General features: G+C 66.1%; 25 protein-coding genes. 12 read left to right on the top strand and 13 right to left on the bottom strand.

Annotated features, from left to right (window positions below):
- Positions 1-41: 41 nt before the first annotated feature.
- The gene (gene lnt, locus ASC93_RS11340; protein ID WP_229412688.1) at positions 42-1,619 is read right to left on the bottom strand and encodes an apolipoprotein N-acyltransferase; all 1,578 of its coding nucleotides are present in this window, start codon (positions 1,617-1,619) and stop codon (positions 42-44) included.
- Between the two features lie 13 nt (positions 1,620-1,632).
- Complete coding sequence (locus ASC93_RS11335; RefSeq protein WP_056441340.1) at positions 1,633-2,511, bottom strand: HlyC/CorC family transporter; 879 nt, start codon at positions 2,509-2,511, stop codon at positions 1,633-1,635.
- Between the two features lie 198 nt (positions 2,512-2,709).
- Between ASC93_RS11335 and ASC93_RS11330 the strand changes: the two genes are divergently transcribed.
- Positions 2,710-3,165 carry a (2Fe-2S)-binding protein gene (locus tag ASC93_RS11330; protein WP_056441337.1) on the top strand — a complete coding sequence of 152 codons (456 nt, stop codon included), beginning with the start codon at positions 2,710-2,712 and terminating at the stop codon, positions 3,163-3,165.
- Positions 3,166-3,179: 14 nt separating this feature from the next.
- Positions 3,180-5,441 carry a xanthine dehydrogenase family protein molybdopterin-binding subunit gene (locus tag ASC93_RS11325; RefSeq protein ID WP_056441335.1) on the top strand — a complete coding sequence of 754 codons (2,262 nt, stop codon included), beginning with the start codon at positions 3,180-3,182 and terminating at the stop codon, positions 5,439-5,441.
- A 152-nt stretch (positions 5,442-5,593) separates the two neighbouring features.
- On the opposite strand, the gene ybeY is transcribed toward ASC93_RS11325, so the two are convergent.
- Genes ybeY through miaB form a run of 3 tightly spaced genes read right to left on the bottom strand, consistent with a single transcriptional unit; the run spans position 5,594 to position 8,527 of the window.
- Positions 5,594-6,067, bottom strand: a complete 474-nt coding sequence (ybeY, locus tag ASC93_RS11320; RefSeq protein ID WP_056441332.1) for an rRNA maturation RNase YbeY — start codon at positions 6,065-6,067, stop codon at positions 5,594-5,596.
- Positions 6,048-7,166 carry a PhoH family protein gene (locus tag ASC93_RS11315; RefSeq protein WP_056441329.1) on the bottom strand — a complete coding sequence of 373 codons (1,119 nt, stop codon included), beginning with the start codon at positions 7,164-7,166 and terminating at the stop codon, positions 6,048-6,050. The genes ybeY and ASC93_RS11315 overlap by 20 nt, the downstream gene beginning before the upstream one ends.
- The gene (gene miaB, locus ASC93_RS11310) at positions 7,163-8,527 is read right to left on the bottom strand and encodes a tRNA (N6-isopentenyl adenosine(37)-C2)-methylthiotransferase MiaB (RefSeq protein ID WP_056441326.1); all 1,365 of its coding nucleotides are present in this window, start codon (positions 8,525-8,527) and stop codon (positions 7,163-7,165) included. The genes ASC93_RS11315 and miaB overlap by 4 nt, the downstream gene beginning before the upstream one ends.
- 757 nt (positions 8,528-9,284) lie before the next feature.
- On the opposite strand from miaB, the gene ASC93_RS29695 reads away from it, so the two are divergent.
- On the top strand, positions 9,285-9,704 hold the full coding sequence (locus ASC93_RS29695) for a hypothetical protein (protein WP_082547949.1): 420 nt from the start codon (positions 9,285-9,287) through the stop codon (positions 9,702-9,704).
- A gap of 110 nt (positions 9,705-9,814) precedes the next feature.
- On the opposite strand, the gene ASC93_RS11300 is transcribed toward ASC93_RS29695, so the two are convergent.
- Both ASC93_RS11300 and ASC93_RS11295 read right to left on the bottom strand, forming a co-directional pair.
- Positions 9,815-10,657 carry an HDOD domain-containing protein gene (locus ASC93_RS11300; RefSeq protein WP_056441319.1) on the bottom strand — a complete coding sequence of 281 codons (843 nt, stop codon included), beginning with the start codon at positions 10,655-10,657 and terminating at the stop codon, positions 9,815-9,817.
- Entirely contained in the window at positions 10,654-10,986 is a 333-nt protein-coding gene (locus ASC93_RS11295; protein WP_056441316.1) for a hypothetical protein, read from the bottom strand. The genes ASC93_RS11300 and ASC93_RS11295 overlap by 4 nt, the downstream gene beginning before the upstream one ends.
- A 140-nt stretch (positions 10,987-11,126) precedes the next feature.
- On the opposite strand from ASC93_RS11295, the gene ASC93_RS11290 reads away from it, so the two are divergent.
- Positions 11,127-11,678 (top strand): DUF1697 domain-containing protein, encoded by a 552-nt coding sequence (locus tag ASC93_RS11290; protein WP_056441313.1) that lies wholly within the window; start codon positions 11,127-11,129, stop codon positions 11,676-11,678.
- Between the two features lie 150 nt (positions 11,679-11,828).
- Here the strand turns inward: ASC93_RS11290 and ASC93_RS11285 are convergent, their stop codons facing one another.
- Positions 11,829-12,101, bottom strand: coding sequence for a hypothetical protein (locus tag ASC93_RS11285; protein ID WP_229412686.1), 273 nt, complete (start codon positions 12,099-12,101; stop codon positions 11,829-11,831).
- Positions 12,102-12,608: 507 nt separating this feature from the next.
- On the opposite strand from ASC93_RS11285, the gene ASC93_RS11280 reads away from it, so the two are divergent.
- Entirely contained in the window at positions 12,609-14,570 is a 1,962-nt protein-coding gene (locus ASC93_RS11280) for an AAA family ATPase (protein WP_056441311.1), read from the top strand.
- Positions 14,571-14,661: 91 nt separating this feature from the next.
- Here the strand turns inward: ASC93_RS11280 and ASC93_RS11275 are convergent, their stop codons facing one another.
- Positions 14,662-15,291, bottom strand: a complete 630-nt coding sequence (locus tag ASC93_RS11275) for a PQQ-binding-like beta-propeller repeat protein (protein WP_056441308.1) — start codon at positions 15,289-15,291, stop codon at positions 14,662-14,664.
- Between the two features lie 9 nt (positions 15,292-15,300).
- A complete protein-coding gene (locus ASC93_RS11270; RefSeq protein ID WP_056441305.1) occupies positions 15,301-16,521 on the bottom strand; it encodes a hypothetical protein in 1,221 nt (406 codons plus the stop codon).
- An 86-nt stretch (positions 16,522-16,607) separates the two neighbouring features.
- Here ASC93_RS11270 and ASC93_RS11265 point away from each other — a divergent pair, with 86 nt between their 5' ends.
- Both ASC93_RS11265 and ASC93_RS11260 read left to right on the top strand, forming a co-directional pair.
- Entirely contained in the window at positions 16,608-17,402 is a 795-nt protein-coding gene (locus ASC93_RS11265) for a DUF899 domain-containing protein (RefSeq protein WP_056441302.1), read from the top strand.
- A gap of 32 nt (positions 17,403-17,434) precedes the next feature.
- Positions 17,435-17,998, top strand: a complete 564-nt coding sequence (locus tag ASC93_RS11260) for a DUF2182 domain-containing protein (RefSeq protein WP_162251855.1) — start codon at positions 17,435-17,437, stop codon at positions 17,996-17,998.
- Here the strand turns inward: ASC93_RS11260 and ybaL are convergent.
- Positions 17,975-19,669 (bottom strand): YbaL family putative K(+) efflux transporter, encoded by a 1,695-nt coding sequence (ybaL, locus tag ASC93_RS11255; RefSeq protein WP_056441297.1) that lies wholly within the window; start codon positions 19,667-19,669, stop codon positions 17,975-17,977. The genes ASC93_RS11260 and ybaL overlap by 24 nt on opposite strands.
- A gap of 213 nt (positions 19,670-19,882) precedes the next feature.
- Positions 19,883-20,518 (bottom strand): TetR/AcrR family transcriptional regulator, encoded by a 636-nt coding sequence (locus ASC93_RS11250; protein WP_056441295.1) that lies wholly within the window; start codon positions 20,516-20,518, stop codon positions 19,883-19,885.
- A gap of 117 nt (positions 20,519-20,635) precedes the next feature.
- On the opposite strand from ASC93_RS11250, the gene ASC93_RS11245 reads away from it, so the two are divergent.
- Genes ASC93_RS11245 through ASC93_RS11225 form a run of 5 tightly spaced genes read left to right on the top strand, consistent with a single transcriptional unit; the run spans position 20,636 to position 25,823 of the window.
- Entirely contained in the window at positions 20,636-21,817 is a 1,182-nt protein-coding gene (locus ASC93_RS11245; protein WP_056441284.1) for a lipid-transfer protein, read from the top strand.
- 10 nt (positions 21,818-21,827) lie between these two features.
- Positions 21,828-22,964, top strand: a complete 1,137-nt coding sequence (locus tag ASC93_RS11240) for an acyl-CoA dehydrogenase family protein (RefSeq protein WP_229412685.1) — start codon at positions 21,828-21,830, stop codon at positions 22,962-22,964.
- Positions 22,964-24,124 (top strand): CaiB/BaiF CoA-transferase family protein, encoded by a 1,161-nt coding sequence (locus ASC93_RS11235; RefSeq protein ID WP_056441277.1) that lies wholly within the window; start codon positions 22,964-22,966, stop codon positions 24,122-24,124. Before ASC93_RS11240 ends, ASC93_RS11235 begins: the two co-directional genes overlap by 1 nt.
- Before the next feature lie 28 nt (positions 24,125-24,152).
- Entirely contained in the window at positions 24,153-25,454 is a 1,302-nt protein-coding gene (locus ASC93_RS11230) for a DUF445 domain-containing protein (protein WP_056441539.1), read from the top strand.
- A gap of 39 nt (positions 25,455-25,493) precedes the next feature.
- Positions 25,494-25,823, top strand: a complete 330-nt coding sequence (locus tag ASC93_RS11225) for a DUF2007 domain-containing protein (RefSeq protein ID WP_229412684.1) — start codon at positions 25,494-25,496, stop codon at positions 25,821-25,823.
- Between the two features lie 59 nt (positions 25,824-25,882).
- On the opposite strand, the gene accD is transcribed toward ASC93_RS11225, so the two are convergent.
- Positions 25,883-26,761: an acetyl-CoA carboxylase, carboxyltransferase subunit beta gene (gene accD, locus ASC93_RS11220; protein ID WP_056441274.1), complete on the bottom strand. Its 879-nt coding sequence runs from the start codon at positions 26,759-26,761 to the stop codon at positions 25,883-25,885.
- Positions 26,762-26,977: the final 216 nt, after the last annotated feature.

The following is a 26,977-nucleotide window of genomic DNA, read 5'->3' as shown; positions in this document are numbered from 1 at the left end:
CTAGCGGGTTTTACTGATTGGCTTGAAGTGAATCGCTTATTTTATCCGGTCGTCTGCCGGCGCCGTCCCGCGAACCAGGCGCCACCCAGCAGCAACGCGCCCAGGGCCAGGAACAGCAGGTTGCCGAAGCGGATGTACGGCGTGCTGCCGGCCATGCCCTGCACCGTGGCCGCCAGCGTGCCCTGGCGATAGAACGGCAGCAGCGCCTGCACGTTCCCGCGGCCGTCGATGACGGCGGTGGCGCCGTTGTTCGTGGCGCGCAGCATCGGGCGGCCCGTCTCGAGCGTGCGCATGCGCGAGATCTGCAGGTGCTGCGGGATCGCCACCGATTCGCCGTACCACGCGAGGTTCGACACGTTCAGCAGCACCGTCGCCGGTTGCGCTTCCGCGCGCAGGTTGTGCGCGATCTCTTCGCCGAATACGTCTTCGTAGCAGACGTTCGGCAGCACCCGCTGGTCCTTCACGGCGAACGGCGCCTGCACGGCCGGGCCGCGCGTGAAATCGCCCAGCGGGATCTGCATCAGGTCCGTGAACCAGCGGAAGCCCGTCGGGATGAATTCGCCGAACGGCACCAGGTGCTGCTTGTCGTAGCGGTAGGACTGTCCCTGCGGACCGATGCCGGCCACGCTGTTCGCGTACACCGTCATGCTTGTGGCGAGAGGAATCCCGAACAGGTAGGCGCTGCCGGTGCGCGCCGCGTAGTCGCGGAACGTCTGCAGATAGTCGGGCGGGAGCTGGTTCGGGAACACGGGGATCGCCGTTTCCGGCGCCGCGATCAGGTCGGCCGGCGCGGCCGTCATCATGTCGCGGTAGCGCACGAGGATCTCGCCCAGGTGCTCGGCGCTGAATTTCTCGTCCTGGCGGATGTTCCCCTGCAGCAGGCGCACGGTGAGCGGTTTGCCGGCAGGTTCGGTCCAGGCGACGTGCTTCAGGCCCCAGCCGGCCAGCAGCAGCGCGGCGAACAGGCCGATCGCCGGCAGCTTGCGGCGCTGGGTCAGCATCGCGATGCAGCCCGCGCACATGGCGACCAGCACGCCGATGCCGTACACGCCGAGGACCGGCGCGAAGCCGCCGAGGGGCGCCGCCACATGCGCATAGCCGGATGCCGCCCAGGGAAAACCGGTGAACACCCAGCCGCGCATCCATTCCGACACGCCCCAGCAAACGGGGAAGACGAGCAGCAGGAACGCTGCTACCTGCAGCGCCCAGCGTTTGCGCAGCCAGGACGCGGCGCCGGCCGCGAACGCGCCGAACAGTCCCATGTACAGGCCCAGCAAAGCGATGGCGATCGCGGACAGCACGGCCGGCAGGCCGCCGAAGCGGTTCAGCGCAATATACAGCCAGTGCATGCCGGCCACCGACCAGCCGAAGCCGAACGCCCAGCCGAGGAACACGGCGCGGCGGGTCGAGCTGCCCATGCCGACCTGGTAGAACAGGTAGGCGAGCGCGATGAACTGGAGCGGCCACCAGCCGAAGGGTTCGAACGAGAACAGGCTCGAGGCGCCGGCGAGGGCCGCCACGATGAGGCCCGCGGCGCTCGGCCGCGTGCCGCGCAGCGCGGGATCGGGCGCCACGGCGGGCTTGCGGCGGCGCCGCGGGTTCAGACTGGATGCCAACACTGCAGGTCCCGCGTCAATCGTGATCGTCGTCGGCGGCCGGGAGTTTTTCGACCAGCAGCACGTGGATCTGGCGCGCGTCGGCGCGCAGCACTTCGAAGCGCAGGTTTTCGAGGTCGAAGACTTCGCCCTTGTGCGGCATGCGGCCCAGGTGGCTCGCGACGAGGCCGCCGATGGTGTCGACGTCGTCCTCGGGCAGGTCGACGCCGATTTCTTCGTTGAACTGCTCGATCTCCGTCAGCGCCTTCACGCGCCAGCGCGGGCCGTGCTGGCCTTCCTTGATGGAGAGGATGTTGTCCTCTTCCTCGTCGAAGTCGTACTCGTCCTCGATGTCGCCGACGATCTGTTCCAGCACGTCTTCGATGGTGATCAGGCCGGCCACGCCGCTGTACTCGTCGACGACGATGGCCATGTGGTTGTGGTTCGCGCGGAAGTCGCGCAGCAGGACGTTCAGGCGCTTCGATTCCGGGATGAAGATCGCCGGGCGCAGCATGTCGCGCACGTCGAACGATTCTTCCGCGTAGTAGCGCAGCAGGTCCTTGGCGAGCAGGATGCCGACCACTTTGTCGCGCTCGCCCTCGATGGCTGGGAAGCGCGAGTGCGCCGTTTCCAGCACGATCGGCAGCCATTCCTCGATCGGCTTGGTGATGTCGATCACGTCCATCTGGGAGCGCGGGATCATGATGTCGCGCACCGACAGGTCGGACACCTGGAACACGCCTTCGATCATGGAGAGGGCGTCGGCGTCGATGAGATTGCGTTCGTGCGCGTCGTGCAGCACTTCGAGCAGCTCGGCGCGGTTTTCGGGTTCCGGGGAAATCAGTGCGGTCAACCGTTCGAACAGCGATCGGTGGGTTTTGGCGTCCGTGCGGACGTCAGCAGGGTGCTCGGGCATAGTTGGCGTGAAGCCGTTGTTGCGATGGGCCATAGGATACACCAAAAGCCGTCGTGCCTGATTTTTATGCAGCACCGGGCCCGGGCGGACTCTTGCTATTCGCGCTATCCTGCGAGTTGGCAGTATGGCCATGACTCGTGCGCCATTGCCTTCAGTGTTCGTCCTATAGTTGGCAATCTGCTACGGAAAGGAACCCCCATGCCCGCCTTGAACGTCAACGGCACCACCACCGACCTCGATATCCCCGACGACATGCCCCTGTTGTGGGCGATCCGCGACGTGCTGGGCCTCACCGGCACCAAGTTCGGCTGCGGCGCCGCCCTGTGCGGCGCCTGCACCGTGCACCTGGACGGCCAGGCGATCCGCTCGTGCGTGACGCCCGTGTCGGCCGCGGCCGGCAAGAAGATCACGACCATCGAGGCGATCGCCAACGACCCCGTCGGGGCCAGGGTGCAGGACGCGTGGCGCAAGATCGACGTCGTCCAGTGCGGCTATTGCCAGTCGGGCCAGATCATGTCGGCCACCGCGCTGCTGCACGCGACCCCGAAACCGGGCGACGCCGACATCGACAACGCCATGGCCGGCAATATCTGCCGCTGTGGGACCTATAACCGCATCCGCAAGGCGATCAAGATCGCTTCCGGCCAGGCATGAGAGAGGGCGACCACATGGACCAGATCACCGGGGATAAAGCGGCCGCCGTCTCGAACAGGCGCCGCCAGTTGCTGAAAGCCGGTGCCGTCGGCGGCGGCAGCCTGCTGTTCGGCTTCTCGCTGTTCGGTTGCCACAAGCAGGGGCCCGGCGAGGCGCCGTCCGGCGACCGCAAGGAACCGCCGTCCGAGAAGGCCGTCGGCCAGGCCTCGACCGCCATGACCAACGAGCCGCCGGGCCTTGCGCACGACGCCTTCATCCGCATCGACCGCGACGGCATCGTCACCCTCATCATCCACAAGGTCGAGATGGGGCAGGGCACGTTCACGTCGCTGCCGATGCTGCTGGCCGAGGAGCTCGGTGCCGATCTCTCGAAAGTGAAACTGGAGCAGGCGCCCGCGAACAATTCGCTGTACGCCGACGCGCTGCTGGGCGGCCAGGTGACGGGCGGCTCGACGTCGATCCGGTCCACGTATAAACCGCTGCGCGAGGCCGGCGCCAAGGTCCGCACGGTGCTCGTGCAGGCGGCGGCCAAGAACTGGAACGTGGAGCCGGGCGACCTGAAAGTCGTGGCCGGGACGATCCGCCACGAGGCGTCGAACCGGTCCGTCCATTTCGGCGAGGTCGTGGACGCGGCGTCGCAACTGAAGTTTCCGGCCGAGGTCAAGCTCAAGGACGCGTCCACGTTCGCGCTGGTCGGCAAGCCCGTGAAGCGTCTCGACTCGCCGGCGAAGGTCAACGGGTCCGCGCAGTTCGGCATCGACGCGCGCCTGCCGAACATGGGAATCGCGGCGGTAGCGGCGTCGCCCGTCCTGGGGGGCAAGGTGACGGCCGTCGACGAGCAGAAGGCGATGGCGGTGAAGGGCGTGCGCCAGGTGCTGCGCATCGAAGGCGCCGTGGCCGTCGTGGCGGACCACTTCTGGGCCGCGAAACAGGGCCTGGCGGCCGCCGCGCCGCGCTTCGACGACGGCGCCAACGCCAACGTCAGCCTGGCCGGCATCGTCGCCGACATGATGAAGGTATCGCAGAACACGGGCGCCGTCGCCACGGACAAGGGCGGCGCGTTGAAGGCGCTGGACGCTGGTCCGGGGCGCCGCATCGACGTCGTCTACGAAGTCCCGTTCCTCGCGCACGCGACGATGGAGCCGATGAACTGCACGGTCGACCTGAAGCCGGACGGCTGCGACATCTGGGTCGGCACGCAGGTGCCCGCGCTGGCGCAGGGCGCCGCGGCGAAGCTCACCGGGCTGCCGGTCGACAAGGTCCGCGTGCACAACCACTACATCGGGGGCGGCTTCGGGCGCCGGCTCGAAGTCGACAACGTGATCCAGGCCGTGGCATTCGCCAAGCTGGCCAAGGGGCCGCTGAAGATCATCTGGAGCCGCGAGGAAGACATCCAGCACGACATGTACCGCCCGTACTACGTGGACCGCATGTCGGCGCGCATCGACGACAAGGGCATGCCCGTGGCCTGGTTCCACCGTGTGACGGGATCGTCGATCATGGCGCGCTTCGCCCCGCCGATGGTCAAGAACGGCGTCGACCCGGATGCGGTGGAAGCGGCGGCCGACCTGCAGTATTCGATTCCGGCCATCCGCGTGGAGTACGTGCGCCACGAACCGCCCGGCCTCGCGACGGCGTTCTGGCGCGGCGTCGGCCCCACGCACAACGTGTTCGTCGTCGAGAGCTTCATCGACGAGCTGGCGTATGCGAGCAAGACGGACCCCGTCGCGTTCCGCCGCGCGCTGCTGCAGAAATCGCCGCGCACCCTGGCGGTGCTGAACCTGGCGGCCGAGAAGGCGGGATGGGGCAAGCCGTTGAAGCCCGTCGCGGGGCGCAAGCTGGGGCGGGGCGTCTCCACGCAGTTCGCGTTCGGCAGCTATCTGGCGCAGGTGGCGGAAGTGTCGGTGGGGCCGGACGGTGACGTGCGCGTGCACCGCGTCGTGTGCGCGGTGGACTGCGGCCAGAACGTCAACCCGGACACCATCGTCGCGCAGATGGAGGGCGGCATCGTGTTCGGCGCCAGCGCGGCGCTGTGGGACGAGGTGACGGTCGAGAAGGGGCGGGTGCAGCAGACGAACTTCTCCGACTACCGCGTCATGCGCATGCCGGAGGCGCCGATCGTGGAAGTCTATATCGTGAACAGCCACGACGACCCGGGCGGCATCGGCGAGCCGGGGACGGCGGGCATCGCGCCGGCGCTGGCGAATGCGGTGTTCGCGGCGACCGGTAAGCGGGTGCGCAAGCTGCCGATCGGGGAGCAGCTCAAGAAGGCCTGAAACCGTCGTCCCCGCGCAGGCGGGGATCCAGGTTTTCCGGCAGGTCGCGCACATTGGGTTCCCGCCTGCGCGGGAACGACGTGCTTCTACCGGCGCGCTTCTGTCGCCGTACCTCTACCGCCGAGCTTTGTCGCCGCGCGCATGCGAACCGGTTATTCGTTCTCCGCGTACGGATCCGGATACCCGAGCACTTCCATGATGTCGCGCTCGAGCTGTTCCATCTCTTCCGCTTCCTCGTCCGTCTCGTGGTCGAAGCCCTGCGCGTGCAGCACGCCGTGCACGACGAGGTGGGCCGCGTGTTCCTCGACCGTCTTCTTCTGCTCATCCGCTTCGCGCTGCAGCACGTCCGTGCACAGGACGATGTCGGCCTGCGTCGGTTCGTCGTCGGCGAGTTCGGCGCCCTCGTTGTAGGCGAAGGTGAGGACGTTGGTGGCGTAGTCCTTGCCGCGGTAGTCGCGGTTCAGGGTCTGGCCTTCTTGCGCGTCGACGAAGCGGATCGCCAGTTCGGCCGGGCCGAGGAGGGACTCCTGCACCCAGCGTTCGACCATCGCGGGCGTGATGTCCGCTTCCAGGCGGGTGTCGGGGTACTGGACGTCCAGTTCGAGGTTATGCTTTTTTGCGGACATGGCGGGTGGCTGGTTTATTCAAGGGGGCACCCGACAGGGTGCCCGGGAGTGCGCCGAGTTCCTGCATCGACGCGGACTTTTCGTAGGCGTCGACGATGCGGGCCACCATCGGGTGGCGCACGACGTCGGCACTGGAGAACCGGGTGAAGGCGATGCCGCGCACGTCCTTCAGTACGTGCATGGCGTCGACGAGGCCGCTGCGCTGCGTTTTGTGCAGGTCGACCTGGGTGACGTCGCCCGTGACGACGGCCTTGCTGCCGAAGCCGATCCGCGTCAGGAACATCTTCATCTGTTCGGCCGTCGTGTTCTGGGCTTCGTCCAGGATCACGAACGCGTGGTTCAGGGTGCGTCCGCGCATGAACGCGAGCGGGGCGATCTCGATCACCTGCTTCTCGAACAGCTTCTGCGTGCGGTCGAAGCCGAGCAGGTCGTACAGCGCGTCGTACAGCGGACGCAGGTAAGGGTCGACCTTTTGCGCGAAGTCGCCGGGGAGGAAGCCCAGGCGCTCGCCCGCTTCCACGGCCGGACGCGTCAGGATGATGCGCTTGACAGCGTCGCGTTCGAGGGCGTCGACGGCACAGGCGACGGCGAGATAGGTCTTGCCGGTGCCGGCCGGGCCGATGCCGAAGCTGATGTCGTGTTCGAGCACGGCTTTCAGGTACTGGATCTGGTGCGGCGTGCGGCCGCGCAGGTCGTGGCGCCGCGTCTTGAGCATCGGGCTGACCAGGTCCTCGTCGTCGGCCGCGCCATCGCCCTTGTCGGCTTCCTCGGTGACTGCGGCGCCGGGTTCCTTCGGCGGCGGCGCGTCGGCGTCCGCGGCCTTGGGTTTCAGGCCGGCGCGCTGTTCGACGAGCGCCAGCTGCACCTCCTCGATCGGCACGACCTTGTCGGCCACGGCGTAGAAGCGCTCGAGCAGTTCGACGGCACGCTGTGCGTTGGTGCCGCTGACGATGAAGCGTTCGCCGCGCCGGAAGACGGTCACGTCGAGGGCGGCCGAGATCTGGCGCAGGTTCTCGTCGAGCGGTCCGCAGAGGTGGGCGAGCCGCGTGTTATCGAGCGGCTCGGGGGTGAAGTACGAAGGCTGGGTGGGCGTTTTCAACTGGCTTTGGCAATCGTATCAATGCTGGCGACCAGGTCGCCGCGCAGGGTGTAATCGAGGCTCTCGGTGATGCGCACGTCGACCAGCTGGCCGACGAGCGTGTCGCTGCCGGCGGCGCCCGGGAAGAAGTTGACGACGCGGTTGTTCTCGGTGCGTCCCTGGAGTTCGCCGCCGCCTTTCTTGGACGGACCTTCGACCAGGATGCGCTGCACGCTGCCGACCATGCTTGCGCTGGTCTTGCGCGTATTGGCGTCGATCTGCGCCTGCAGGCGCTGCAGGCGCGCCAGCTTGACCTCGTGCGGGGTATCGTCTTCCAGGTTGGCGGCCGGCGTGCCGGGGCGCTTGCTGAAGATGAAACTGAAGCTGTTGTCGAAGCCGACGTCTTCCACGAGCTTCATCATCGCCTCGAAATCGGCGTCCGTCTCGCCCGGGAAGCCGACGATGAAGTCGGACGAGATCGAGATGTCCGGCCGCACCGCCTTGATGCGGCGGATGATCGATTTGTATTCCAGGCCCGTGTAGCCGCGCTTCATCGCCTGCAGGATGCGGTCGGAACCGTGCTGCACGGGCAGGTACAGGTGGTTGACCAGCTGCGGGATCTTCGCGTACGCGTCGATCAGGCGCTGGGTGAATTCCTTGGGGTGGCTGGTGACGAAGCGCAGGCGCTCGATGCCGGGGATCTCGGCCACGTATTCCAGCAAGAGGGCGAAGTCGGCGATTTCACCCGACTCCATCGCGCCACGGTAGGCGTTCACGTTCTGCCCCAGCAGCATGATCTCCTTGACGCCCTGCGCGGCCAGGCCGGCGACTTCCGTCAGCACGTCCTCGAAGCGGCGCGAGACTTCCTCGCCGCGCGTGTAGGGCACGACGCAGTAGCTGCAATATTTGCTGCAGCCTTCCATGATCGACACGTAGGCGATGGGGCCGTCGACCTTGGCCGGGGGCAGGTGGTCGAACTTCTCGATTTCCGGGAAGCTGATGTCGACCTGCGCCGCGCCCGTGTGGCGGCGCAGCTGGATCATCTGCGGCAGGCGGTGCAGCGTCTGCGGGCCGAACACCATGTCCACGTGCGGCGCGCGCTTGACGATGGCCTCGCCCTCCTGCGACGCGACGCAGCCGCCCACGCCGATGATCAGGTCGGGCTTGCTGCGCTTGAGTTCCTTGAGGCGGCCCAGGTCCGAAAACACTTTTTCCTGCGCCTTTTCGCGCACGGAGCAGGTGTTGAACAGGATCACGTCGGCGTCATCCGGCGTGTCGGTGCGTACGAGCCCATCGGACGCGCCCAGCACGTCCGCCATCTTGTCCGAGTCGTACTCGTTCATTTGGCAACCGAAGGTCTTGATGAATACTTTTTTCTGCATGGAATGCTTTTAGGGGCTGTTTGGGGACCTCGAACACCGCCGCGAGCGCAACGCGCAACGCGCAACCGGTTTTTCGACGTTCCCTGATGCTTTGACAAGTGGAAGTTCAGTTTACCGTAAATCGGAATACGGGCCGGAAAAGCGGGTGCGTGCGACCGTGCGCGCCGGCGTTATGTACTCCGCGGAATTAGAACTTTCCGCATATAAAGTTCTGTACAGTCGGTTACATTGTTAAATCTTGTATTTTCCTTGCCAGCTGTTATCTTTAAAGTTGCCAACGCGACTCGAAGAAGTTTCTCGTTGTAAATCAAGTAGTTCGTGTAGCTCGGCAATTGCAAAATTAGTCCAAAAAAACACTTGCGTGCGCCACAATTCGTCACCATGTGCTGAAATGACTATGTGACAAGCTTTCCACCGGTTAGCTTGATTTCGGCCAATGAATTTTGTGCTCAGGTCGAGTGTGAACCCGGCATATGAGTTTGATAATTTGTCCGAAAAACAAGTGCATGTGGGAAGCGGGGAGTGCAAAAAACCGCAGCGGCGACCGCAGTTCCGGTCGCGGCCCCCGGACAGGGTTCCGACGCTGCATTGGTTTTCGCGCTTCCCGCCAAGGGAGCGCACGCGGTCCGGTAGCGTTGCCGGCATGTCAGGCAGAGGCCTGGTCAGTCGATAACGCGATCCGGGAACTTATGTTGACGAAACTTAGTCATTACACACGGTTCGTAAAAGAACTATTTTAACCATTCACGAGGTCATCATGGCACATCATGCTTTGTCATCCCAGGAAAGCTACAACCCCAACCACTTGCTGGACATTCTGCTCGGCAAAATGCAGTTGAAGAACGATGCAGCGCTGTCGCGCATGCTGGAAGTCGCTCCTCCGGTGATCAGCAAGATCCGTCACCACCGCCTGCCGGTCGGCGCATCGCTGCTGATCCGCATGCACGAAGTGACTGGCATGAGCATCCGCGATCTGCGTGACCTGATGGGCGACCGTCGCACCAAATATCGTCTGTCGGACGCTCAAGGCCGCCCGAAGCCTGAGGAAAAAGCTGCACAGCAAGCTGCTCAGCAGGCCGCACAACAGCAACAAGGTCAGCCGCAAGCGCAATCGGCTCAATCGCAATCGAACGACGCTTCGCCATCGTCCAAGCCGTCGGGCAACTATGCGCACTGAGGCTGCGGGCATGACAGCCGGTCCTGTCATGCCTGCGGCCAGACCCGGCCGCGAAGCTTGCCTTCGCTGCCGTCACCACCGCCGGCCATCCTGGGCTTGAACAGCGTGTTTCAAGCCATCAGGATGGTCGACATCTCGCCGAACTGCAATTCCGTTTCCCGGAAGAGGTGCAAATAGGCTTCCTCATTCAATCCCATCGCATCCCAGGCTACGTTGGACACGCGCGGCACCAGTTCGTCGTCTTCGCCGGCGAGATCGAGTGCGTGCACGATGGCATTGGCCACGTGCACGATTGCCGCCAGGAATCCCGCACCGTGGGTTTCGGGGGTATGGTGACAGGCGATAACCTGGCGTATGGTGCTCGAGAAATTCCAGTGATCGGCCAGCGCCACCCCCGCGTCGACGTGGTCGATGCCGAGTACGGCCCGTTCCGCGTCCTGCCAGTCGCCGCCATGCTGCGCGTGCCAGGCCACGACCTGGTCATATGCCTCCGGATGGCCCGTCACCAGCACGAGCCGGCCGATGTCGTGCAGTAAGCCAGCCGTAAAAGCAATGTCTTGATTGAAGCGCATCCGGCGCGCCAGCGCGCGTGCGCACGCGGCCGTGGCGATCGAATGGCGCCAGAACGACTTGTCATGAAATCCGGCGCACCGTCCGCTCGGAAAGCAACCGGTGATGGCGGCCGCCGTGATCAGGTTGCGCGTCGTCTGGAAGCCGAGAAAGGTAATGGCTTGCTGGATCGTCGTGACCTTGACCTGCAGGCCGTAGGACGACGAATTGGCCAGGCGCAAGGTCTTGGCCGTCAATGCCTGGTCATACGACACCTTTTTCGCCAGTACCGAAATGTCGATGTCTTCCTGCTCTATGCTGCTGAGCAACTCCATGACGACGGCGGGCAGCGACGGCAGGTCTTGCACGCCGGCCGCCAGTTGTTCGGGCGTCAGCCGGTTCATGCGGCCACCTCGCGCTGCAGTCGGTAATCTTCGACGTAGCGGCGCAGGATGCCGGTGGCCCAGTCGCCGAGGTCGTCGCGGTCGTGTTGGCGGAACACGTGATCGAGCCGTGCCTGGACCGCTTCCGGATCGATGGGCGGCGGTGCCGGGACGGCCTGCAGGATCGGCAACATGTCGATGCCGTGCCGCCCCAGCGAGCCAAGCATGGATTCCGTCAGGACGACGCCCTGCGCCAGCAATACATTTCCCTTGCCGTCGCGTACGACGTCGGACAACACCATGCCCGGACGGGTCTCGGCCAGCGGCGTGAGCTGGAAAGGACCGCTCATGCTTCCCTCTTTCGTTTTTTGCAATGTATTGATATTACCATCGGGTAAGGCGGGCGTGAGCGCCCGGAAGGCCGGGTGTTGTAAGGCTGTCGCGCGCCGCCTTTAATGCTGTCTTAATCCGGGCGGGGTAGGATGCCCGGATGACCAGAAAACGCTACATTGCTCTTTTGAGAGGCGTGAATGTCGGGCGGGCGAAACGTATCGCCATGGCCGACCTGCGCAAACTGATCGCGGACCTCGGCTACGACGACGTGCGCAGCCTGCTGAACAGCGGGAACGTCGTGTTCACCGGTCCGGCCAGGGCGCACGAGGCGGTGGCGGCCGGGATCGAGGATGCGCTCGTGCTCAAGCTCGGCGTGGCCTCGCGCACCCTCGTACTCGATTGCGACGAACTGGACGGGATCATGTCGTCGAATCCCTTGCTGGACCTGGCGACCGACCATTCACGCCTGCTGACCTTCATCCTCGCGGCACCCCATCCGCGCGACGCCATCGAAGCCCTGTGCGGCCAGGACTGGCATCCGGGCGCGGTGGCGCTGGGCGAGCGGGCCGCTTATGTATGGTGCCCCGGTGGCATCCTCGACAGTACGGCCGCCGCCGCGCTGGGCAAGCAGTTGGGAGATGCGACGACGGCGCGCAATTGGGCGACGTTGAGTAAATTGCACGCGTTGTGCCAGGAATTGCCGGCCTAAATCAAGGCCTTGAAATCTGCCGATCCGTTCCTATCTATTTTTCTTGATGCCGTCGAGGCCAGCCTTTCCCAAAGGCATACACATAAAAGAAAACGGCGCCTTGCGGCGCCGCACTTTCCGCGTCTTGCGGAACAGTTCAGGATTCGATCCTTATTTAAATTTCTCACTGCTGTCGCGGCTGGCCCGATAACCGATCAGGATCAGGCCGACCAGCATCATGGCAAACACTTCCGGTTCCGGAAGTTCGGACATCGAAGGGGACGGTGGTACCACCACTTCGTTGCGACTTACCGTCGACAGGTCGGCCACGCCGCGCATGCGGGCGACGGCGTGATTGTTGTCGAGGTCAATGGCGGCGGCCTGGACGGTGCCGCCCATCAAGAGACTGAGCGTTGCGGCGAGTGCGTATCGTTTCACGGTCATTCCTTATCAATGCATTGTCTGACAATGGCTGACGTCAACCGCGCGACCGTTGGCGGCGTCATGCGGATGGTCCCAGCATAGCAAAAATGCGCCGTGCATTGCGTCCGTTACGTACGGTTAAAGCATGATAATCAGATGGCAAAGTTAATCATTTTTAAATAAAGCAAATGCAATCAATTAATCGATTGGCTATTGAGAAAAAGCCAAGTATGAATCGGCTTATTGCGATTTATTTATTGAATGTGTGGGATGGACAATGAAATGCGATGTCAACTTGATCACCCGTGTTGCGATTCAAAATTTTTTCGGCGCACGGTATACACGTCGCTTTTCTTTGCGAGTATAGTCTCCATATCCCCATTGCCTTCGGGCATCAAAACAATATCAAACGCACACGTTTGAATACCCCGCGGTCCCCGCACCGCCGCCTTTCGCGTCCACTCGGCACTTCGGAAGGCACGCAATATCCGCAGTATCACGCACCTTCGACCTTGTAAGAGTACCGATATGCCCAATTTTGCCCGAATTCAAATTGCCTTTAAGAATGTTTATGTCCGGATCTTGACTGCCGTAATGCTCGGCGTGCTGACGGGCTGGGCAATCTACAAGGCCGATATCCCGCAGGATCCGTCGCCGGTCGTCTACTCGCAGAATATTTCCGAAATCACCCAGCTGGTCGCCGAAAAGGACCGTCTCGACTACCTGCTGGTCGCGAAGCCGCTGTCCGATTCGCCTCGCTATATCTTCAAGTTCAAGGGCGCACCGCAACTGCACGTGGTGAAGGTGCCGAGCACGTCGCACCTGTCGCTGGAGCGCGAAGTGCTGCTCAAGAACGCGATCCCGTATTCCATCGCCAAGGACGAATACCTGGCGTCGCACAAGGCCGTCCTGCAGGACGAGGGCGAAGGCTTCGGCGCCGACGTGCTCGACTTCCTGAAGCGCCATGCGCTCGACATCACCGTGCTGGCCGTGATCCTGTACGCGATGAAATTCGGCATCCCGGGCACGGGCATGAGCAGCCAGCTGATCACGCCGGACAAGCTCAAGGGCAGCCTGGACGACCTGATCGGCATGGAAGACATCAAGCAGGAAGTGCTGCACCTGGAAGACATGATCCGCAACCGCGAGCTCTATAAAGAGCACAACATCGACAAGCCGTTCAACGTCATGCTGACGGGGCCGGCCGGCACGGGCAAGACGAAGCTGGTGGGCTACCTGGCCAAGCGCCTCGACATCCCGCTGATCCAGGCATCCGGTTCGGCGCTGGAGTCGGGCTATGTCGGCGGCGGTTCGAAGGCGTTGAATGCCCTGTACCGCAAGGCATCGGGCAAGGGCCGCTGCATCATCTTCCTGGATGAAGCGCAAAGCCTGTTCATGCCGCGCGGCCGCAGCGAAAAGAAATGGGAAGACGACACGGCCAATACCCTGCTGGGCCTGCTGGACGGCGTCAAGAGCGACAAGGGCGCGGGCGTGATCTGGGTCGTCGCCTCGAACTTCGACGATGCGTCGACGGAGATGGACGAAGCGATGCTGCGCCGCTTCTCCGTGAAGATCAATTTCCGCCTGCCGAACAAGGCCGAGCGCCGCGAATTGCTGAAGAGCTTCCTGTCGCGCAAGAAAGAAGGTCTGGTGGATTGGAACGACGTCGACCTGGACCAGGTCGCGGAAATGACCCAGAACCTGAGCCCGGCGCTGCTGGAAACCGTGGTCGAGCGCGCGTCGATGATCTCGATCCAGGAAAAGGCGATCATCAACACCGACCTGCTGTTCCGCGCCTACGAGCGCGCCACGATCGGCCTGACCGACCGCGCCACGACGGCCGAGAAGCACAAGCAGCGCGAGCGCATCGCCGTGCACGAACTGGGTCACTTCTTCATGCAGATCGATCCGTTCCTGCGCGCCGGCATGAGCCTGGCCGAGGTCAAGGAAAAGTCGCATCTGCTGAAGATCAGCACGGAAGCGGTGTCCAAGATCGGTGCGCTGGGCTATGTGCTGCAATCCGGTGACGACATGTCGCTGCGCACGCTGGAAGAGCTGGAGCGCGACGTGATCGGCCTGTACGGCGGCGTGGCGGCGGAAGAACTGTTTTATGGTGCACGCGGCATCTCGGTGGGCAGCCAGAACGACATCGAAAAGATCACGAAGATGCTGAACCTGATGGTCGGCCGCCTGTCGATGTATTCGCGCGCCAAGATCGACTACAGCCAGCTTGCCAACGACGCATCCGGCGAGCACACGCTGCGCCAAGTCGAGGAAAAGTCCGACGAGCTGTACAACTACACGCTGAATTCGATCCGCGACTACGAGGACGTGATCGTGTCGATCAAGGACACGCTGCTGGACCAGTACGTGTTGTCGAAGGACGCCGTGTTCGACCTGCTGGCACAGCATCAGGACGCGTTGCTGGCCGGCCTGAACGCGCCGCGCCACGCCAGCCTCAAGCTGTGCGCCGAGGAGGCGGTGGCCTGAAGGCTGCCGGCAAAGTAAAGATTGGTGGTTGTTTGATGGTCTTGAGTTGAACTCAAGTTAATGCGGCGGACAGCGATGTCCGCCGTTTTTTTTATTTGGGGCGTTGCACGGCGCGGATCTTGCCGCTGCCGCCGCCACCGCAGAAGAAGCGGTCCACGCCGTCGGACTCGAGGCCGGACACCATCGCGCCGGCCGGCATCTCGACGCTTTGCAGCACGGCGCCCGTGCGCGGATCGACCTGGCGCAGATCGCTCCGGTCGTTTTCCCAGGTGGCATGCCACAGCTCGCCGTTCAACCACGTCACGCCGGTGACGAAGCGCTTCGATTCGATCGTGTTCAGGATCGCCCCGGTCTCCGGATCGAGACGGTGGATCTTGCGCGCGCGGTGCTGGCCGATCCACAGCGAGCCCTCGGCCCAGGTGAGACCGGCACCGCCGTCTTCCGGCGTCGGGATGGTCGACAGGACCGCGCCCGTGTCCGGATCGATCTTCTGGATGCGGTTGTCCGCGATCTGGTACAGGTAGCGGCCGTCGAAGGCCGTGCCCGCGTGGGCCTGGACCTCGAGGGCGCGCTGCAGCCGGCCGCTGTCGGGGTCGACCGCGTTCAGGTGGTCGCCGGATGCGAACCAGAGCTGCCTGCCGTCGAAGGAGACGCCGTGCACGCCGGGCTTGTCGTCGAAGGGTCCGTATTCGCGGACGATGTGGGCGGGTGTCGTTTTCATACGTTCATTCTAGGGAGCGCCCAGCGCGGTCGGGAGTAACAAGTTTGTCGCGAAACCGGGCAGGGGCAGCATCGCCCAGCGGCGCGCGCGGCCCTGTCCGAACGCCTGGATCTTGCCGGCGGCCGCCAGCGTTTCCAGCGATCGCTGAACGGTGCGCTGGCTGGTGCCCAGTGCCAGCGCGAGCGCGGAGCTGGACCACGCCTCGCCATCCGCCAGCAATGCCAGCACGGGTGCGTGGTCGTCGTCGACGGGGCGCACGAGCACGGCGACGTCGTGGCCGTCGCGCGGCACCAGCTGGAAGCCGCGCGGCGTCGCGCGCACGCCCGCGGCGCCGCGCAGCACGGTGCGCAGGCGGCCCATCTCGACGCGCAGGCGGGCGCGGTCCGTCTCGTCGGGATGGCGGATGCGGAAGGCGGCCAGGATCAGCGCCTCGCGCGGCGCGTCCCGCGGCCAGGCCTCGGCCAGCGTGCGCACCAGCGCGAACAGGACCGGGCGCCGCGCCAACGGGATCTCCGTGGCGAGGTGGTGCACGGCATGCAGGCAGCCGTCGACCACCAGCGCGGTGGACGACATCAGCCGTTCCACGTCGTCGAGCAGCACGTCGCGCCGGCCGTCCGGCGTGATGAGCCTCGCCGCCGGCGCATCGAGCAGGCGCGCGGCCCAGCCGATCTCGGCATCCAGCGCGGCGATGCCGGCGGCGCGCGTGTGGGCGGCCGCGCGGACGAGCGCCGCGCGCGCCGCGTGCGCGCGCATGCGGCGCATCGCGATGCCGGCCGCGGTCAGCTCGTGCGCGGCACGCAGGGCGTGCGGCATGTGGGCCGGGTCCAGCGCGTCCAGGCGCAGTTCGGCCTCGTCGAGGCGCCCCAGCAGCAGCAGGCGGCGGATCTCCAGGTAGCGGGCGTGCGCCGCGTTGGCGTGGTCGCCGTGCGCTTCCAGCGTGCGGCCCGCGTCGCCGAGCAGCGTCGCACAGGCGCCCAGATCGCGCACGGCGAGCGCGATCTCGGCCTCGGCGAGCCGGCAGCGCGCGCGCGCGACGGCTTCCTTCGCGCCAAACGCGCGGGCGGCGCGGCGCACCAGCAGGCGGGCGCGCGCGAGATCGCCCAGCTGCGCCATCGCGATGCCGCGCAATGCCAGCGCGGATGCATCGTCACGCAAGGCGACGCGGTCCAGCGCGCCGAGCGCGTCGCCGCGCGCCAGCGCCAGGGCGGCCGCCGTGATCATCGAGTCCATCGGAATCGCGCCAAACTTGTCACTCCCGTCGTGTGCCGTGTCGTCCCTAATATAGCACCGCACCTTCAACCAACAGGAGAAAGACGATGACCACGCACCAGACGGGAACCCGGGACGAATGGCTGGCCGCGCGGCTGCGGCTGTGGGAAGCGGAGCGCGAGCTCACGCACCGCGGCGACGAGCTGGCGCGCCAGCGGCAGGCCTTGCCCTGGGTCCGCATCGACAAGGACTACCGGTTCGACACCGAGGCCGGCAGCGCATCGCTGGCCGACCTGTTCCAGGGCCGCTCGCAACTGCTTGTCTACCACTTCATGTTCGGCGTCGACTACACGGCCGGCTGTCCGTCCTGCTCGGCGATCGCCGATGGCTTCGAAGGCATCGCCACGCACCTCGCCAACCACGACGTGATGCTGACGGCCGTGTCGCGCGCACCGCAGGCCAGATTGCGCGCGTACAAGGCGCGCATGGGATGGACGTTCCCGTGGGCGACGGCGCACCAGGACGCCGGCGCGGATTTCAACGCCGACTTCAACGTCTGGTTCGACGAGACGCAGCAGCGCGAAGGCGGCATCGAGTACAACTACCGCCGCGAGCCGCCGATGCGCACCCCGTCCAGGACCGACTGGACGATGCAGGACAGCGCCAGTCCCGCGCAGCTCCAGGCCGCGTCGACCGGCACCGACCTCGCCACCTACACGCGCGACCGGCCTGGCCTGAGCGCATTCGTGCTGGAGGACGGCGTCGTGTATCACACGTATTCGGCGTATTCGCGCGGCCTCGACGGGCTGTGGGGCATGTACCAATGGCTGGACCGCGCACCCAGGGGCCGCAACGAGGACGGCGTCTGGTGGCGGCGGCACGACGAATATCCCGCGCGATGACAGGGGAGATACCGATGCCCGGCGGGTGGGCCATGTCGACGATATGGCTGCCGATGTGCGGACAGTCGTGGTTCGATGCCGCGGCCGGTTTCACCCGGATGTGGGCATCGATGATGGTGCCGATGATGCTGCCGCTCGCCGTGCCGGCCTTGCGGCGCTATCGGACCACGCTGGACGGGACGGGCCGGTGGCGGCCGTTGCTGCTCACGCTGACGGCCGGATTGGCGTGGGCCGTGGCCTGGACGGCCTCGGGCCTGCCGCTGTATGTGATCGGCACGGCCGTGGCGCGGGCGCTGCCGGGCATGCCCCCGGTGGCGCGGATGGTGCCGGTGCTGGCGGCGGCGGCCGGCGTGGCGGGCGCCGGCTGGCATGTGGCGTCATGGCGCCGGCGTCGGTTGCTTCCGCCCGCTGCGGTGCCCGCGCCGCCCGTCTTCGCCGCCGCGCTGCGGCAGGGCGCGCGCCTGGGCGGCCATTGCGTACGGCGCTGCGCGGGCCTGAGCGTCGCGCTGCTGGCCGCCGGCATCATGGAGCGAAGCACGATGGTCTGCGCGATCGCCGTCGTGGCTGCGGAATCAGTGCGCCTGCGCGAGCGCTAACCCGTCCAGCACGTGGTGCGTCATGCTGCGCGCCAGTTCGTGTTCGCCGACGAGCACCGTGCCGCCCGTCTCTTCGCGCAGCAGGCGCGCCTCTTCCTCGTTGTGCGTGCGCACGACGCAGCGGATGGCGGGGTTCAGGGCCTTGGCCGTGTCGACCATGGCGCGTACGTGGAAGGTGTCCGGCGTCGCGATCACGAGCATGGCGGCGCGCGCGATGTGGGCCTGGATCAGCACGGCCGCGTCGGCCGCGTTGCCCGCGACGGCCGGCTGGTCGCGCCGGCGCAGGTCTTCGACGATGTCGCGGTTCTGTTCGGCCACGACGTAGTGCACGCCCTGGCGATCCAGTTCCTGCGCGATGCGCTTGCCCACGCGGCCGTAGCCGACCAGCACGACCTGGCCCGTCAGGCGCTCGTGCGCGACCGTCGTCGGCAGCTCGGCCAGCGGATCGGGCGAGCGCTCCATCCTGCGCGCGCGTTCGGCGTCCGGGCGCAGCCAGTTCTGCAAGGGGCCGACCAGCTTGAACATCAGCGGATTCACGGCGATCGAGATGATGGCGCCGGCGAGGATCAGGTTCTGGCCCATCTGCGGCAGCAGGCCGAGCGAGATGCCGAGGGCGGCCAGGATGAACGAGAATTCGCCGATCTGCGCGAGACTCGCCGACACCGTGATCGCCGTATTGAGCGGGTAGCGCAGCGCCAGCACGAGGACGAACGCGGCCAGCGATTTGCCGACGAGGATGATGGCGACGACGCCCAGCACTTCCAGCGGACGCTCGACCAGCACGCGCGGGTCGAACAGCATGCCGACCGAGACGAAGAACAGCACCGAGAACGCGTCGCGCAGCGGCAGCGTCTCTTCGGCCGCGCGGTGGCTCAGCTCCGACTCGCGCAGCACCATGCCGGCGAAGAAGGCGCCGAGCGCGAACGACACGCCGAACAGGTGCGACGAACCGTAGGCGATGCCGACGGCGGCCGCGATCACGGCCAGCGTGAACAGCTCGCGCGAGCCGGTCCTGGCCACGCGCCACAGGAACCACGGGAAGAGCTTGCGGCCCACCAGCAGCATGAAGGCGATGAAGGCGCCGACCTGCAGCAGCGTCGTCCCGAGCGACAGCCACAGCGAAGCGCCGCTGTCGCCCTTGCCGCCCAGCGGTCCGGCGAGGGCCGGCAGCAGCACGAGCACGAGCACCGTCACGAGGTCTTCCACGACGAGCCAGCCGACGGCGATGCGGCCGTTGAAGGAATCGAGCTGGCCTTGGTCCTCCAGCGCGCGCAGCAGCACCACCGTGCTCGCCACGGACAGGGCGAGGCCGAACACGAGACCGGCGCCGAGATCCCAGCCCCACAGGTGCGTGAGGCCGATGCCGAGCAGGGTCGCCACCGCGATCTGCAGCACGGCGCCGGGCAGGGCGATGCCTTTCACTTCGAGCAGGTCGTCCAGCGAGAAATGCAGCCCGACGCCGAACATCAGCAGCATCACGCCGATCTCGGCCAACTGCGACGCCAGGTGCACGTCGGCGACGAAGCCGGGTGTGGCGGGGCCGATGATGACGCCGGCGGCCAGATAGCCGACCAGGGCCGGCAGGCGCAGGCGCACGGCGAGCATGCCGAACAGCAGGCCGAAGCCGAGGGCGGCGGCGATGGTGGTGATCAGGCTGATGTCGTGCTGCATCCGGACTCCTTTGTCGTCAACCGGCGTAGGTGGGCGGCCCTCCGCCCACCAAACACATGCGGGACGCAAACGTTTGGTGGGCACGGGGTGCCTGGGCGATGGCGGTAGGGTGGGCACCCCGTGCCAACGCGGACGTCGGCATTACGCAAGCGTTCGCGTGGGCGGAGGGCCGCCCACCCTACCTAAGCCGGTCCAGTATAAGCGACGAGACGATTACGGCACGGTCGCCAGATTCAGCAGTGCCTTGCGCACCGCCGCCCGCACGGCCAGGAACTGCTCGCGGCGCGATTCGCGGTCCAGGCGGAACAGCATCAGCCCTTCGATCTGCGCCACCATCAGGATCGCCCGCTGCATGTATTCCTCGTCCGGGATGGCCGGATTCAGCCCGCGGATCAGGTTGTAGACGGTCTTGCGCTCGCGCCCCAGCATGCGGTCCATCAGGTTGGAGGCGAACGCGTTGCGCGACGCCAGCGCCCAGATCTCGAAGAACAGCGCATGCGTGACCGGGTCCGTGATCTCTTCCAGGAACATGTCCGTGGTCGACAGGAACCGGTCGAGGCGCGGGCGGTCGCCCATCTCGGCCGAGATGCGGTCCATCTTGGCCTGGAACTCGTCCATCGTGGACAGCAGGACGGCCTCCAGCAGCACTTCCTTGCTACCGTAATAGTGCTGGACGTTCGACAGGGTCATGCCCGCCTCGCCCGCCACCCGCCGCATCGACAGCCCGGCATAGCCGTCCGCGGCCAGCAGCCGGCGCGCGGCCTGCAGGATCGCGTGCACGCGTTCCCAACCTTTCTCGGTCGTGACGGAGGATTTGTTGCGCAGGGTCTGGTCGAGCGTCTGGTTCATGGCCGGGATTATCGCACGGCATGCTTTCAAAACCTGTACGGCTGACCTATAATCTTCCGGGCAGGTCATCCGACCTGGTTTGCATACCATCACAGAGCACAGCTCGAGGAGACGACGATGAGCCGCAAAGTCCATGTCACTGGCGTCGGGATGATCCCGTTCGCCAAGCCGGGGGCGAGCGCCCCGTACCACGAGATGGGCGCCCAGGCCGCGCGCGCCGCGCTGGAAGACGCGGGCATCGCCTGGGCGGACGTCGAGCAGGCCTATGCCGGCTACGTCTACGGCGATTCCACGTGCGGCCAGAAGGCGCTGTACGGCGTCGGCATGACCGGCATCCCCATCGTCAACGTCAACAACAACTGCTCCACGGGCTCCACGGCGCTCTATCTTGCACGCCAGGCGGTGCAGGGCGGCGCGGCCGACTGCGTGCTCGTGCTGGGTTTCGAGCAGATGAGCCCCGGCGCGCTGGCGTCCGTGTTCACCGATCGTCCCGCGCCGTTCGACGACTTCGACGCCGTCACCGACCGCCTCGTCGGCAAGCCGGAGATCCCGCTGGCGCTGCGCTACTTCGGCGGCGCCGGCCTCGCGCACATGGAAAAATACGGCACACCGCTCGAGGCGTTTGCGCGCATCCGCGCCAAGGCCAGCCGCCATGCCGTCAACAATCCGCTGGCGCTGTTCCGCAAGGAAGTCAGCGTGCAGGACGTGCTCGACGCCCCCGCGATCTGGCCCGGCGTGATGACCCGCCTGATGGCGTGCCCGCCCACGTGCGGTGCCGCCGCGGCCGTGCTGATGTCCGAGGACTTCGCGAAAAAACGCGGCCTGCGCGCCGACGTCCACATCGCCGCGCAGGCGATGACGACGGACCGTCCCGGCACGTTCGATTCGAACGACATGATGCGCCTCGTCGGCTACGACATGAGCCGGGAAGCGGCACGCAAGGTTTACGAACAGGCGGGCATCGGGCCGGACGACCTGGACGTCGTCGAGCTGCACGATTGCTTCGCGCACAACGAATTGATCACCTACGAGGCACTGGGCCTGTGCCCGGAAGGCGGGGCCGACCAGTTCATCCGCGCCGGCGACAACACGTACGGCGGCAAGGTCGTCACGAATCCGTCCGGCGGGCTGCTGTCGAAGGGCCATCCGCTCGGCGCGACGGGGCTGGCCCAATGCTTCGAACTGACGCACCAGCTGCGCGGCAGCGCCGGCGCGCGCCAGGTCGAGGGCGCGCGCACGGCGGTGCAGCACAACCTGGGGCTGGGCGGCGCCTGCGTCGTCACGCTGTATCAGGTGTGAGGAGACGGCCATGACATCATCCTGGATGACGCCCGAACTGGAAACCTTCCGCGATGCCGTGCGCCGCTTCGTGGCGGCGGAGGTCACGCCGCACCAGCAGCGCTGGCGCGAGCAGCAGCACGTCGACCGCGCGCTGTGGAAAAAGGCCGGCGAACTCGGTCTGCTGCTGGCCGACGTCCCCGACGATTTCGGCGGCTCGGGCGGCACGTTCGCCCACCAGGCCGTCGTGTTCGAGGAGCTGGCGCTGGCCGGCGACACCGCGTTCGGCCTGCACGTGCACGCGATCGTCGCGCATTACCTGCTCAATCACGGCACGGAAGAGCAGAAGTACAAATACCTGCCGCGCCTCGCGAGCGGCGAGATCGTCGCGGCCATCGCGATGTCCGAACCGGGGGCGGGCTCCGACCTCAAGGGCATCCGCACGACGGCCGTCCGCACGGACCTGGGCTACCGCCTGAACGGTTCCAAGACCTTCATCTCGAACGGCTACCTGGCCGACCTGATCGTCGTCGTCGCCAGGACCGATCCGGCCGCGGGCGCGAAAGGCGTCTCGCTGATGCTGCTCGAGACGGCCGACAATCCGGGCTTTCGCGTCGGCCGCATCCTCGACAAGATGGGGCAGAAGGGGCAAGACACCTGCGAGCTGTTCTTCGACGACGCCTTCGTCCCGCTGCAGAACGTTCTGGGCGGCGAGGATGGCCGCGGCTTTGCCCAGCTGATGACGGAGCTGCCGTACGAGCGCACGATCGTCGGCGTGGCGGGCGTCGCCTGCATCGAGCGCGCGCTGGCGCTCACGGTCACGCACGCGCGCGAGCGCCGCGCCTTCGGCCAGGCCCTCATCGACATGCAGAACACGCGTTTCGTGCTGGCCGAGTGCAAGACCGAGGCGACGGTGGCGCGCGTCTTCATCGACCGCTGCATCGAGGACCTCGTCGCCGGCCGCATGGACACTGTGCAAGCGTCGATGGCCAAGTACTGGATCACGGACCTGCAATGCAAGATCGTCGACCGCTGCCTGCAGCTGTTCGGCGGCTACGGCTACATGCTCGAGTACCCCATCACGCAGATGTACCTGGACGCGCGCGTGCAGCGCATCTACGGCGGGGCGAACGAGATCATGAAAGAAATCATCGCCCGCTCGCTGTGATGACGAACCAGGGCCCCCTTTCCGGACTGCGCGTCGTCGAGATGGTCGGCATCGGCCCGTGTCCGTTCGCCGCGATGATGCTGGCCGATATGGGCGCGGACGTGATCCGCATCGATCGCAAGCCCGATGTGAACCCCGCCTCGGCCGCGCCGAATCCGTACCCGATGCTGGGCACGAAACACGACGTGATGGCGCGCGGCCGCCGTTCGCTGGCGCTGGACCTGAAGCATCCGCGCGCGCGCCAGCTGCTGCTCGACCTCGTGGCAAAGGCCGATGCGCTCGTCGAAGGCTTCCGCCCCGGCGTGATGGAGAGATTGGGCCTGGGACCGGAGGTGTGCCACGACCGTAATCCGAAGCTCGTGTACGGCCGCGTCACCGGCTGGGGCCAGCACGGCCCGCTCGCGCAGGCGGCCGGGCACGACCTGAACTACGTGGCGCTGTCCGGCATGCTGCAGGCGATGGGCGATGCGGACCGTCCGCCGTCGCCGCCGCTGAACCTCGTCGGCGACTTCGGCGGCGGCGGCATGATGCTGGCGTTCGGCGTCGTCTGCGCCATGCTGGAAGCGCGCACGTCCGGCCGCGGCCAGGTCGTCGACGCGGCCATGACGGACGGCGCCGCGCTGCTGGGCGCCATGATGTACGGGCTGCGCGCGCACGGTTCGTGGTCGGCCGCGCGCGGCGCGAACCTGCTGGACGGCGGCGCGCCGTTCTACGCCACGTATGCGTGCGCGGACGGCAGGTTCATCGCCGTGGGCGCCATCGAGCCGCAGTTCTACGCGCGGCTGCTGGCGCTGGCGGGCGCCGACGATCCCGCGTTCGCGCGCCAGTGGCGCCAGGACGACTGGCCGGCGCTGAAAGACAGATTCGCGGCGCTGTTCGCCACGCGCACGCGCGACGACTGGTGCGCGCTGCTGGAGGGGACGGACGCCTGCTTCGCGCCCGTGCTCGACATGGACGAGGCGCCGCGCCACCCGCACAACGCGGCGCGCCAGACCTTCGTCGACGTCGACGGCGTGACCCAGCCGGCGCCGGCGCCGCGTTTCTCGCGCACGGCGGGGCAGGCCGGGCCGGTCGCCGCGCCGGACGGGGCGGCCATCCTGGCCGACTGGGGCTGGGCGCCGGACGCCATCGCCGCGCTGCGGCGCGACAATATCGTCTAGGCTGGGCTACGATGGCGGCATGGAGACCATGCCGCACAAGGAGCGCGAGCTGCGCCAGTCCAAGCGACTGGCGCTGGGCTTTTTCGTCGGTGCCGCCTTGCTGTTCGTCCTGTCGCTGGGCTTGACCGCCCACTGGCCGGGCAATGTGTGGATCGGCCTGCTGAAGGCATTTTCCGAAGCCGCGATGGTCGGCGCGCTGGCCGACTGGTTCGCCGTCGTGGCGCTGTTCAGGCGCATTCCGATCCCGTTCGTGTCGCGCCACACGGAGATCATCCCCGCCAACAAGGAACGCATCGCGGACAACCTCGCCGCGTTCGTGCGCGAAAAATTCCTCGACACGGATTCCATCGTGCGCCTGATCCAGCGCCACGACCCGGCGCAGAGAGTCGCGGACTGGCTCACGAAGCCGGAGAATACGGCGCGCCTGGGCGACACCCTCGTGCGCATCGCCGGCTTCGCGCTCGATGTCGTGGAGGACGCGGCCGTGCAGAACTTCGTGCGGCGCGCGGTGCACGGCATGGTCAAGAGCGTCGACCTGTCGCAGACGGCGGGCACGATCCTGGAAAGCCTGACGCGCGACGGCCGCCACCAGGCGATCCTCGACGAGGGGATCGACCAGCTCGCGCACCTGCTGGCGAACGAGGAGACGCAGGCCTTCGTCGCGCAGGGCATCGTCGACTGGCTGCGCGACGAATACGCGTTCATGGAAAAGATGCTGCCGTCGGAACTCATCGGCCGCAAGGGGGCGGACATCGCCGTGCGGCTCGCGGCCGGCATCCTCAGGCGCGTGAGCGAAGACCCGGATCATCCGCTGCGCCGGCGCTTCGACGTGTTCACGCACGACTTCATCGAGCGCCTGAAAAGCGATCCGGCCTTCATCGAGAAGGGTGAGGACATCAAGCGCCACCTGATCGGCGACGCCTCCGTGAACGGCTACATCGGTTCGCTGTGGGGCGACCTGAAAGGCTGGATCAAGGCCGACCTGCACCAGGCCGACTCCGTGCTGCGCAGCCGCATCGTCGCCACCGGCGCCTGGATCGGGCGGACGCTGGCCGAGGACGACGTGCTGCGCACCGCGCTGAACGAGAACCTGGAACTGGCCGCGCGCGGCGCGGCGCCCGAATTCGCGGGCTTCCTGACGCGCCACATCGCCGACACGGTGAAGCACTGGGACAGCGGCGAGATGTCGCATCAGGTCGAGATCAACATCGGCAAGGACCTGCAATACATCCGCATCAACGGCACCATCGTGGGCGGCTCGATCGGCGTCGTGCTGTACCTGCTGTCCGCGCTGCCGGGCTGGCTCGCCCACGCGGACCGGCTGGGGTAAGATGACGGCACGGCCGCACTCTCACATCGGAGGATCGTCATGCAGGCACCGAGCGATACCATGAACGCCACGCTGGCGGGCGTGCCCGAACTGGCGCGCCTGCCGGGCCGCGACCTGGTCGAGGTCGCGCGCTACCTGATCCCGCTGGAAGCGAACCTCGTGCAGGGCTGCCTCGTCGCCTCCGGCATCCCGGCCGTGCTGGCCGACGCCCACCTCGTGCAGACCGACCTGCTGCTGGCGCCGGCCCTCGGCGGCGTGCGCATCCTCGTCCCGCAAGACCATCTGCAGCAGGCACAGGCCGTGCTGGAGGCGTTCGCGCGCGGCGAGTTCGCGCTGGGGGAAGATGCGGACGTCGGCGCGGCGCCGTGAAAAGAAAAAGCCACCGGCTCTTGCGAGGCGGTGGCCGTTCGGCGTTCCGACTATGAGGATCAGGCCGGCGCCAGCGCGTCGATCGGCAGATCCATCAGCAGCGCCAGCACTTGGGCAATTTCTTGCCGCATGTTGCGACGGTCGACAATCATGTCCACCACGCCGCGTTCCTTCAGGAACTCGGCACGCTGATAGCCTTCCGGCAGCGTTTCGCCAACCGTATTCTTGATGACCCGGGCGCCGGCGAACGCGATCAGCGCTTTCGGCTCGGCAATCACGACATCGCCCATGAAGCAGAACGATGCCGATACGCCGCCGGTCGTCGGGTTGGTCAGTACCGAGATGAAAGGCAGTTTCTTTTCCGCCAGCTTGGTCAGCATGGCGGTGGTCTTGGTCATCTGCAGCAGCGACAGCAGGCCTTCCTGCATGCGCGCGCCGCCGGTGGCGGTGATGCAGATGAACGGCACTTTCTGCTCCAGCGCCGCTTGCGCGCCGCGCACGAAGCGTTCGCCGACGACCGAACCCATCGAGCCGCCCATGAACTCGAATTCGAAACACGACACGACGACGGGCATGCTCATGATGGCACCGCCCAGCACGACCAGCGCATCGGTCTCGCCGGTGGCTTCCATCGCATCCTTCAGGCGGTCCGGATATTTTTTGCTGTCCTTGAACTTGAGGCTGTCCACCGGCAACACTTCCTGGCCGATTTCATAGCGGCCTTCGGCGTCGAGCAGCGCGTCAAGTCGCTCGCGTGCCCGGATGCGCATGTGGTAGCTGCATTTCGGGCAGACGTGAAGGTTGGCTTCCAGATCGTTTCGATACAGCACCGCTTCGCAAGACGGGCATTTGATCCATAAGCCTTCCGGTATCGACCGGCGGGCGTCCTTATCCGAGCGTTGGATGCGCGGAGGAAGAAGTCTTTCCAACCAACTCATTCAGAATCCTCATTGAACGTTGTAATGCCAACTCATAACGCGAGTATTGCATTATGATCAACTGTTTCGAGCGCCTCGCGACTTATTCTCGCGGGTATTCTAACACCAAAAACGACCACCACCGCCCGTTCTGGCAGGCACGGAGGCCATGGCCGGGCAGGGTGTAAAACGCAAACGGCCCGGCTCGATGCGAGCCGGGCCGTTGCGCGGACCATT

Origin of the sequence: Massilia sp. Root335, assembly GCF_001425685.1 — a bacterium.
In the GTDB taxonomy this organism is placed as follows: Bacteria; Pseudomonadota; Gammaproteobacteria; order Burkholderiales; family Burkholderiaceae_D; genus Telluria; species Telluria luteola.
The sequence above is the reverse complement of the archived record's forward strand: the minus strand, read 5'-3'. Positions and strand labels throughout refer to the sequence as shown.

Coding starts and splice junctions, on each gene's coding strand:
- ASC93_RS11335 (WP_056441340.1), bottom strand. CDS start 2,511: ATGCCCGAGCACCCTGCTGACGTCCGCACGGACGCCAAAACCCACCGA.
- ASC93_RS11330 (WP_056441337.1), top strand. CDS start 2,710: ATGCCCGCCTTGAACGTCAACGGCACCACCACCGACCTCGATATCCCC.
- ASC93_RS11325 (WP_056441335.1), top strand. CDS start 3,180: ATGGACCAGATCACCGGGGATAAAGCGGCCGCCGTCTCGAACAGGCGC.
- ybeY (WP_056441332.1), bottom strand. CDS start 6,067: ATGTCCGCAAAAAAGCATAACCTCGAACTGGACGTCCAGTACCCCGAC.
- miaB (WP_056441326.1), bottom strand. CDS start 8,527: ATGCAGAAAAAAGTATTCATCAAGACCTTCGGTTGCCAAATGAACGAG.
- ASC93_RS29695 (WP_082547949.1), top strand. CDS start 9,285: ATGGCACATCATGCTTTGTCATCCCAGGAAAGCTACAACCCCAACCAC.
- ASC93_RS11300 (WP_056441319.1), bottom strand. CDS start 10,657: ATGAACCGGCTGACGCCCGAACAACTGGCGGCCGGCGTGCAAGACCTG.
- ASC93_RS11295 (WP_056441316.1), bottom strand. CDS start 10,986: ATGAGCGGTCCTTTCCAGCTCACGCCGCTGGCCGAGACCCGTCCGGGC.
- ASC93_RS11290 (WP_056441313.1), top strand. CDS start 11,127: ATGACCAGAAAACGCTACATTGCTCTTTTGAGAGGCGTGAATGTCGGG.
- ASC93_RS11285 (WP_229412686.1), bottom strand. CDS start 12,101: ATGACCGTGAAACGATACGCACTCGCCGCAACGCTCAGTCTCTTGATG.
- ASC93_RS11280 (WP_056441311.1), top strand. CDS start 12,609: ATGCCCAATTTTGCCCGAATTCAAATTGCCTTTAAGAATGTTTATGTC.
- ASC93_RS11275 (WP_056441308.1), bottom strand. CDS start 15,291: ATGAAAACGACACCCGCCCACATCGTCCGCGAATACGGACCCTTCGAC.
- ASC93_RS11270 (WP_056441305.1), bottom strand. CDS start 16,521: ATGGACTCGATGATCACGGCGGCCGCCCTGGCGCTGGCGCGCGGCGAC.
- ASC93_RS11265 (WP_056441302.1), top strand. CDS start 16,608: ATGACCACGCACCAGACGGGAACCCGGGACGAATGGCTGGCCGCGCGG.
- ASC93_RS11260 (WP_162251855.1), top strand. CDS start 17,435: ATGTCGACGATATGGCTGCCGATGTGCGGACAGTCGTGGTTCGATGCC.
- ybaL (WP_056441297.1), bottom strand. CDS start 19,669: ATGCAGCACGACATCAGCCTGATCACCACCATCGCCGCCGCCCTCGGC.
- ASC93_RS11250 (WP_056441295.1), bottom strand. CDS start 20,518: ATGAACCAGACGCTCGACCAGACCCTGCGCAACAAATCCTCCGTCACG.
- ASC93_RS11245 (WP_056441284.1), top strand. CDS start 20,636: ATGAGCCGCAAAGTCCATGTCACTGGCGTCGGGATGATCCCGTTCGCC.
- ASC93_RS11240 (WP_229412685.1), top strand. CDS start 21,828: ATGACATCATCCTGGATGACGCCCGAACTGGAAACCTTCCGCGATGCC.
- ASC93_RS11235 (WP_056441277.1), top strand. CDS start 22,964: ATGACGAACCAGGGCCCCCTTTCCGGACTGCGCGTCGTCGAGATGGTC.
- ASC93_RS11230 (WP_056441539.1), top strand. CDS start 24,153: ATGCCGCACAAGGAGCGCGAGCTGCGCCAGTCCAAGCGACTGGCGCTG.
- ASC93_RS11225 (WP_229412684.1), top strand. CDS start 25,494: ATGCAGGCACCGAGCGATACCATGAACGCCACGCTGGCGGGCGTGCCC.
- accD (WP_056441274.1), bottom strand. CDS start 26,761: ATGAGTTGGTTGGAAAGACTTCTTCCTCCGCGCATCCAACGCTCGGAT.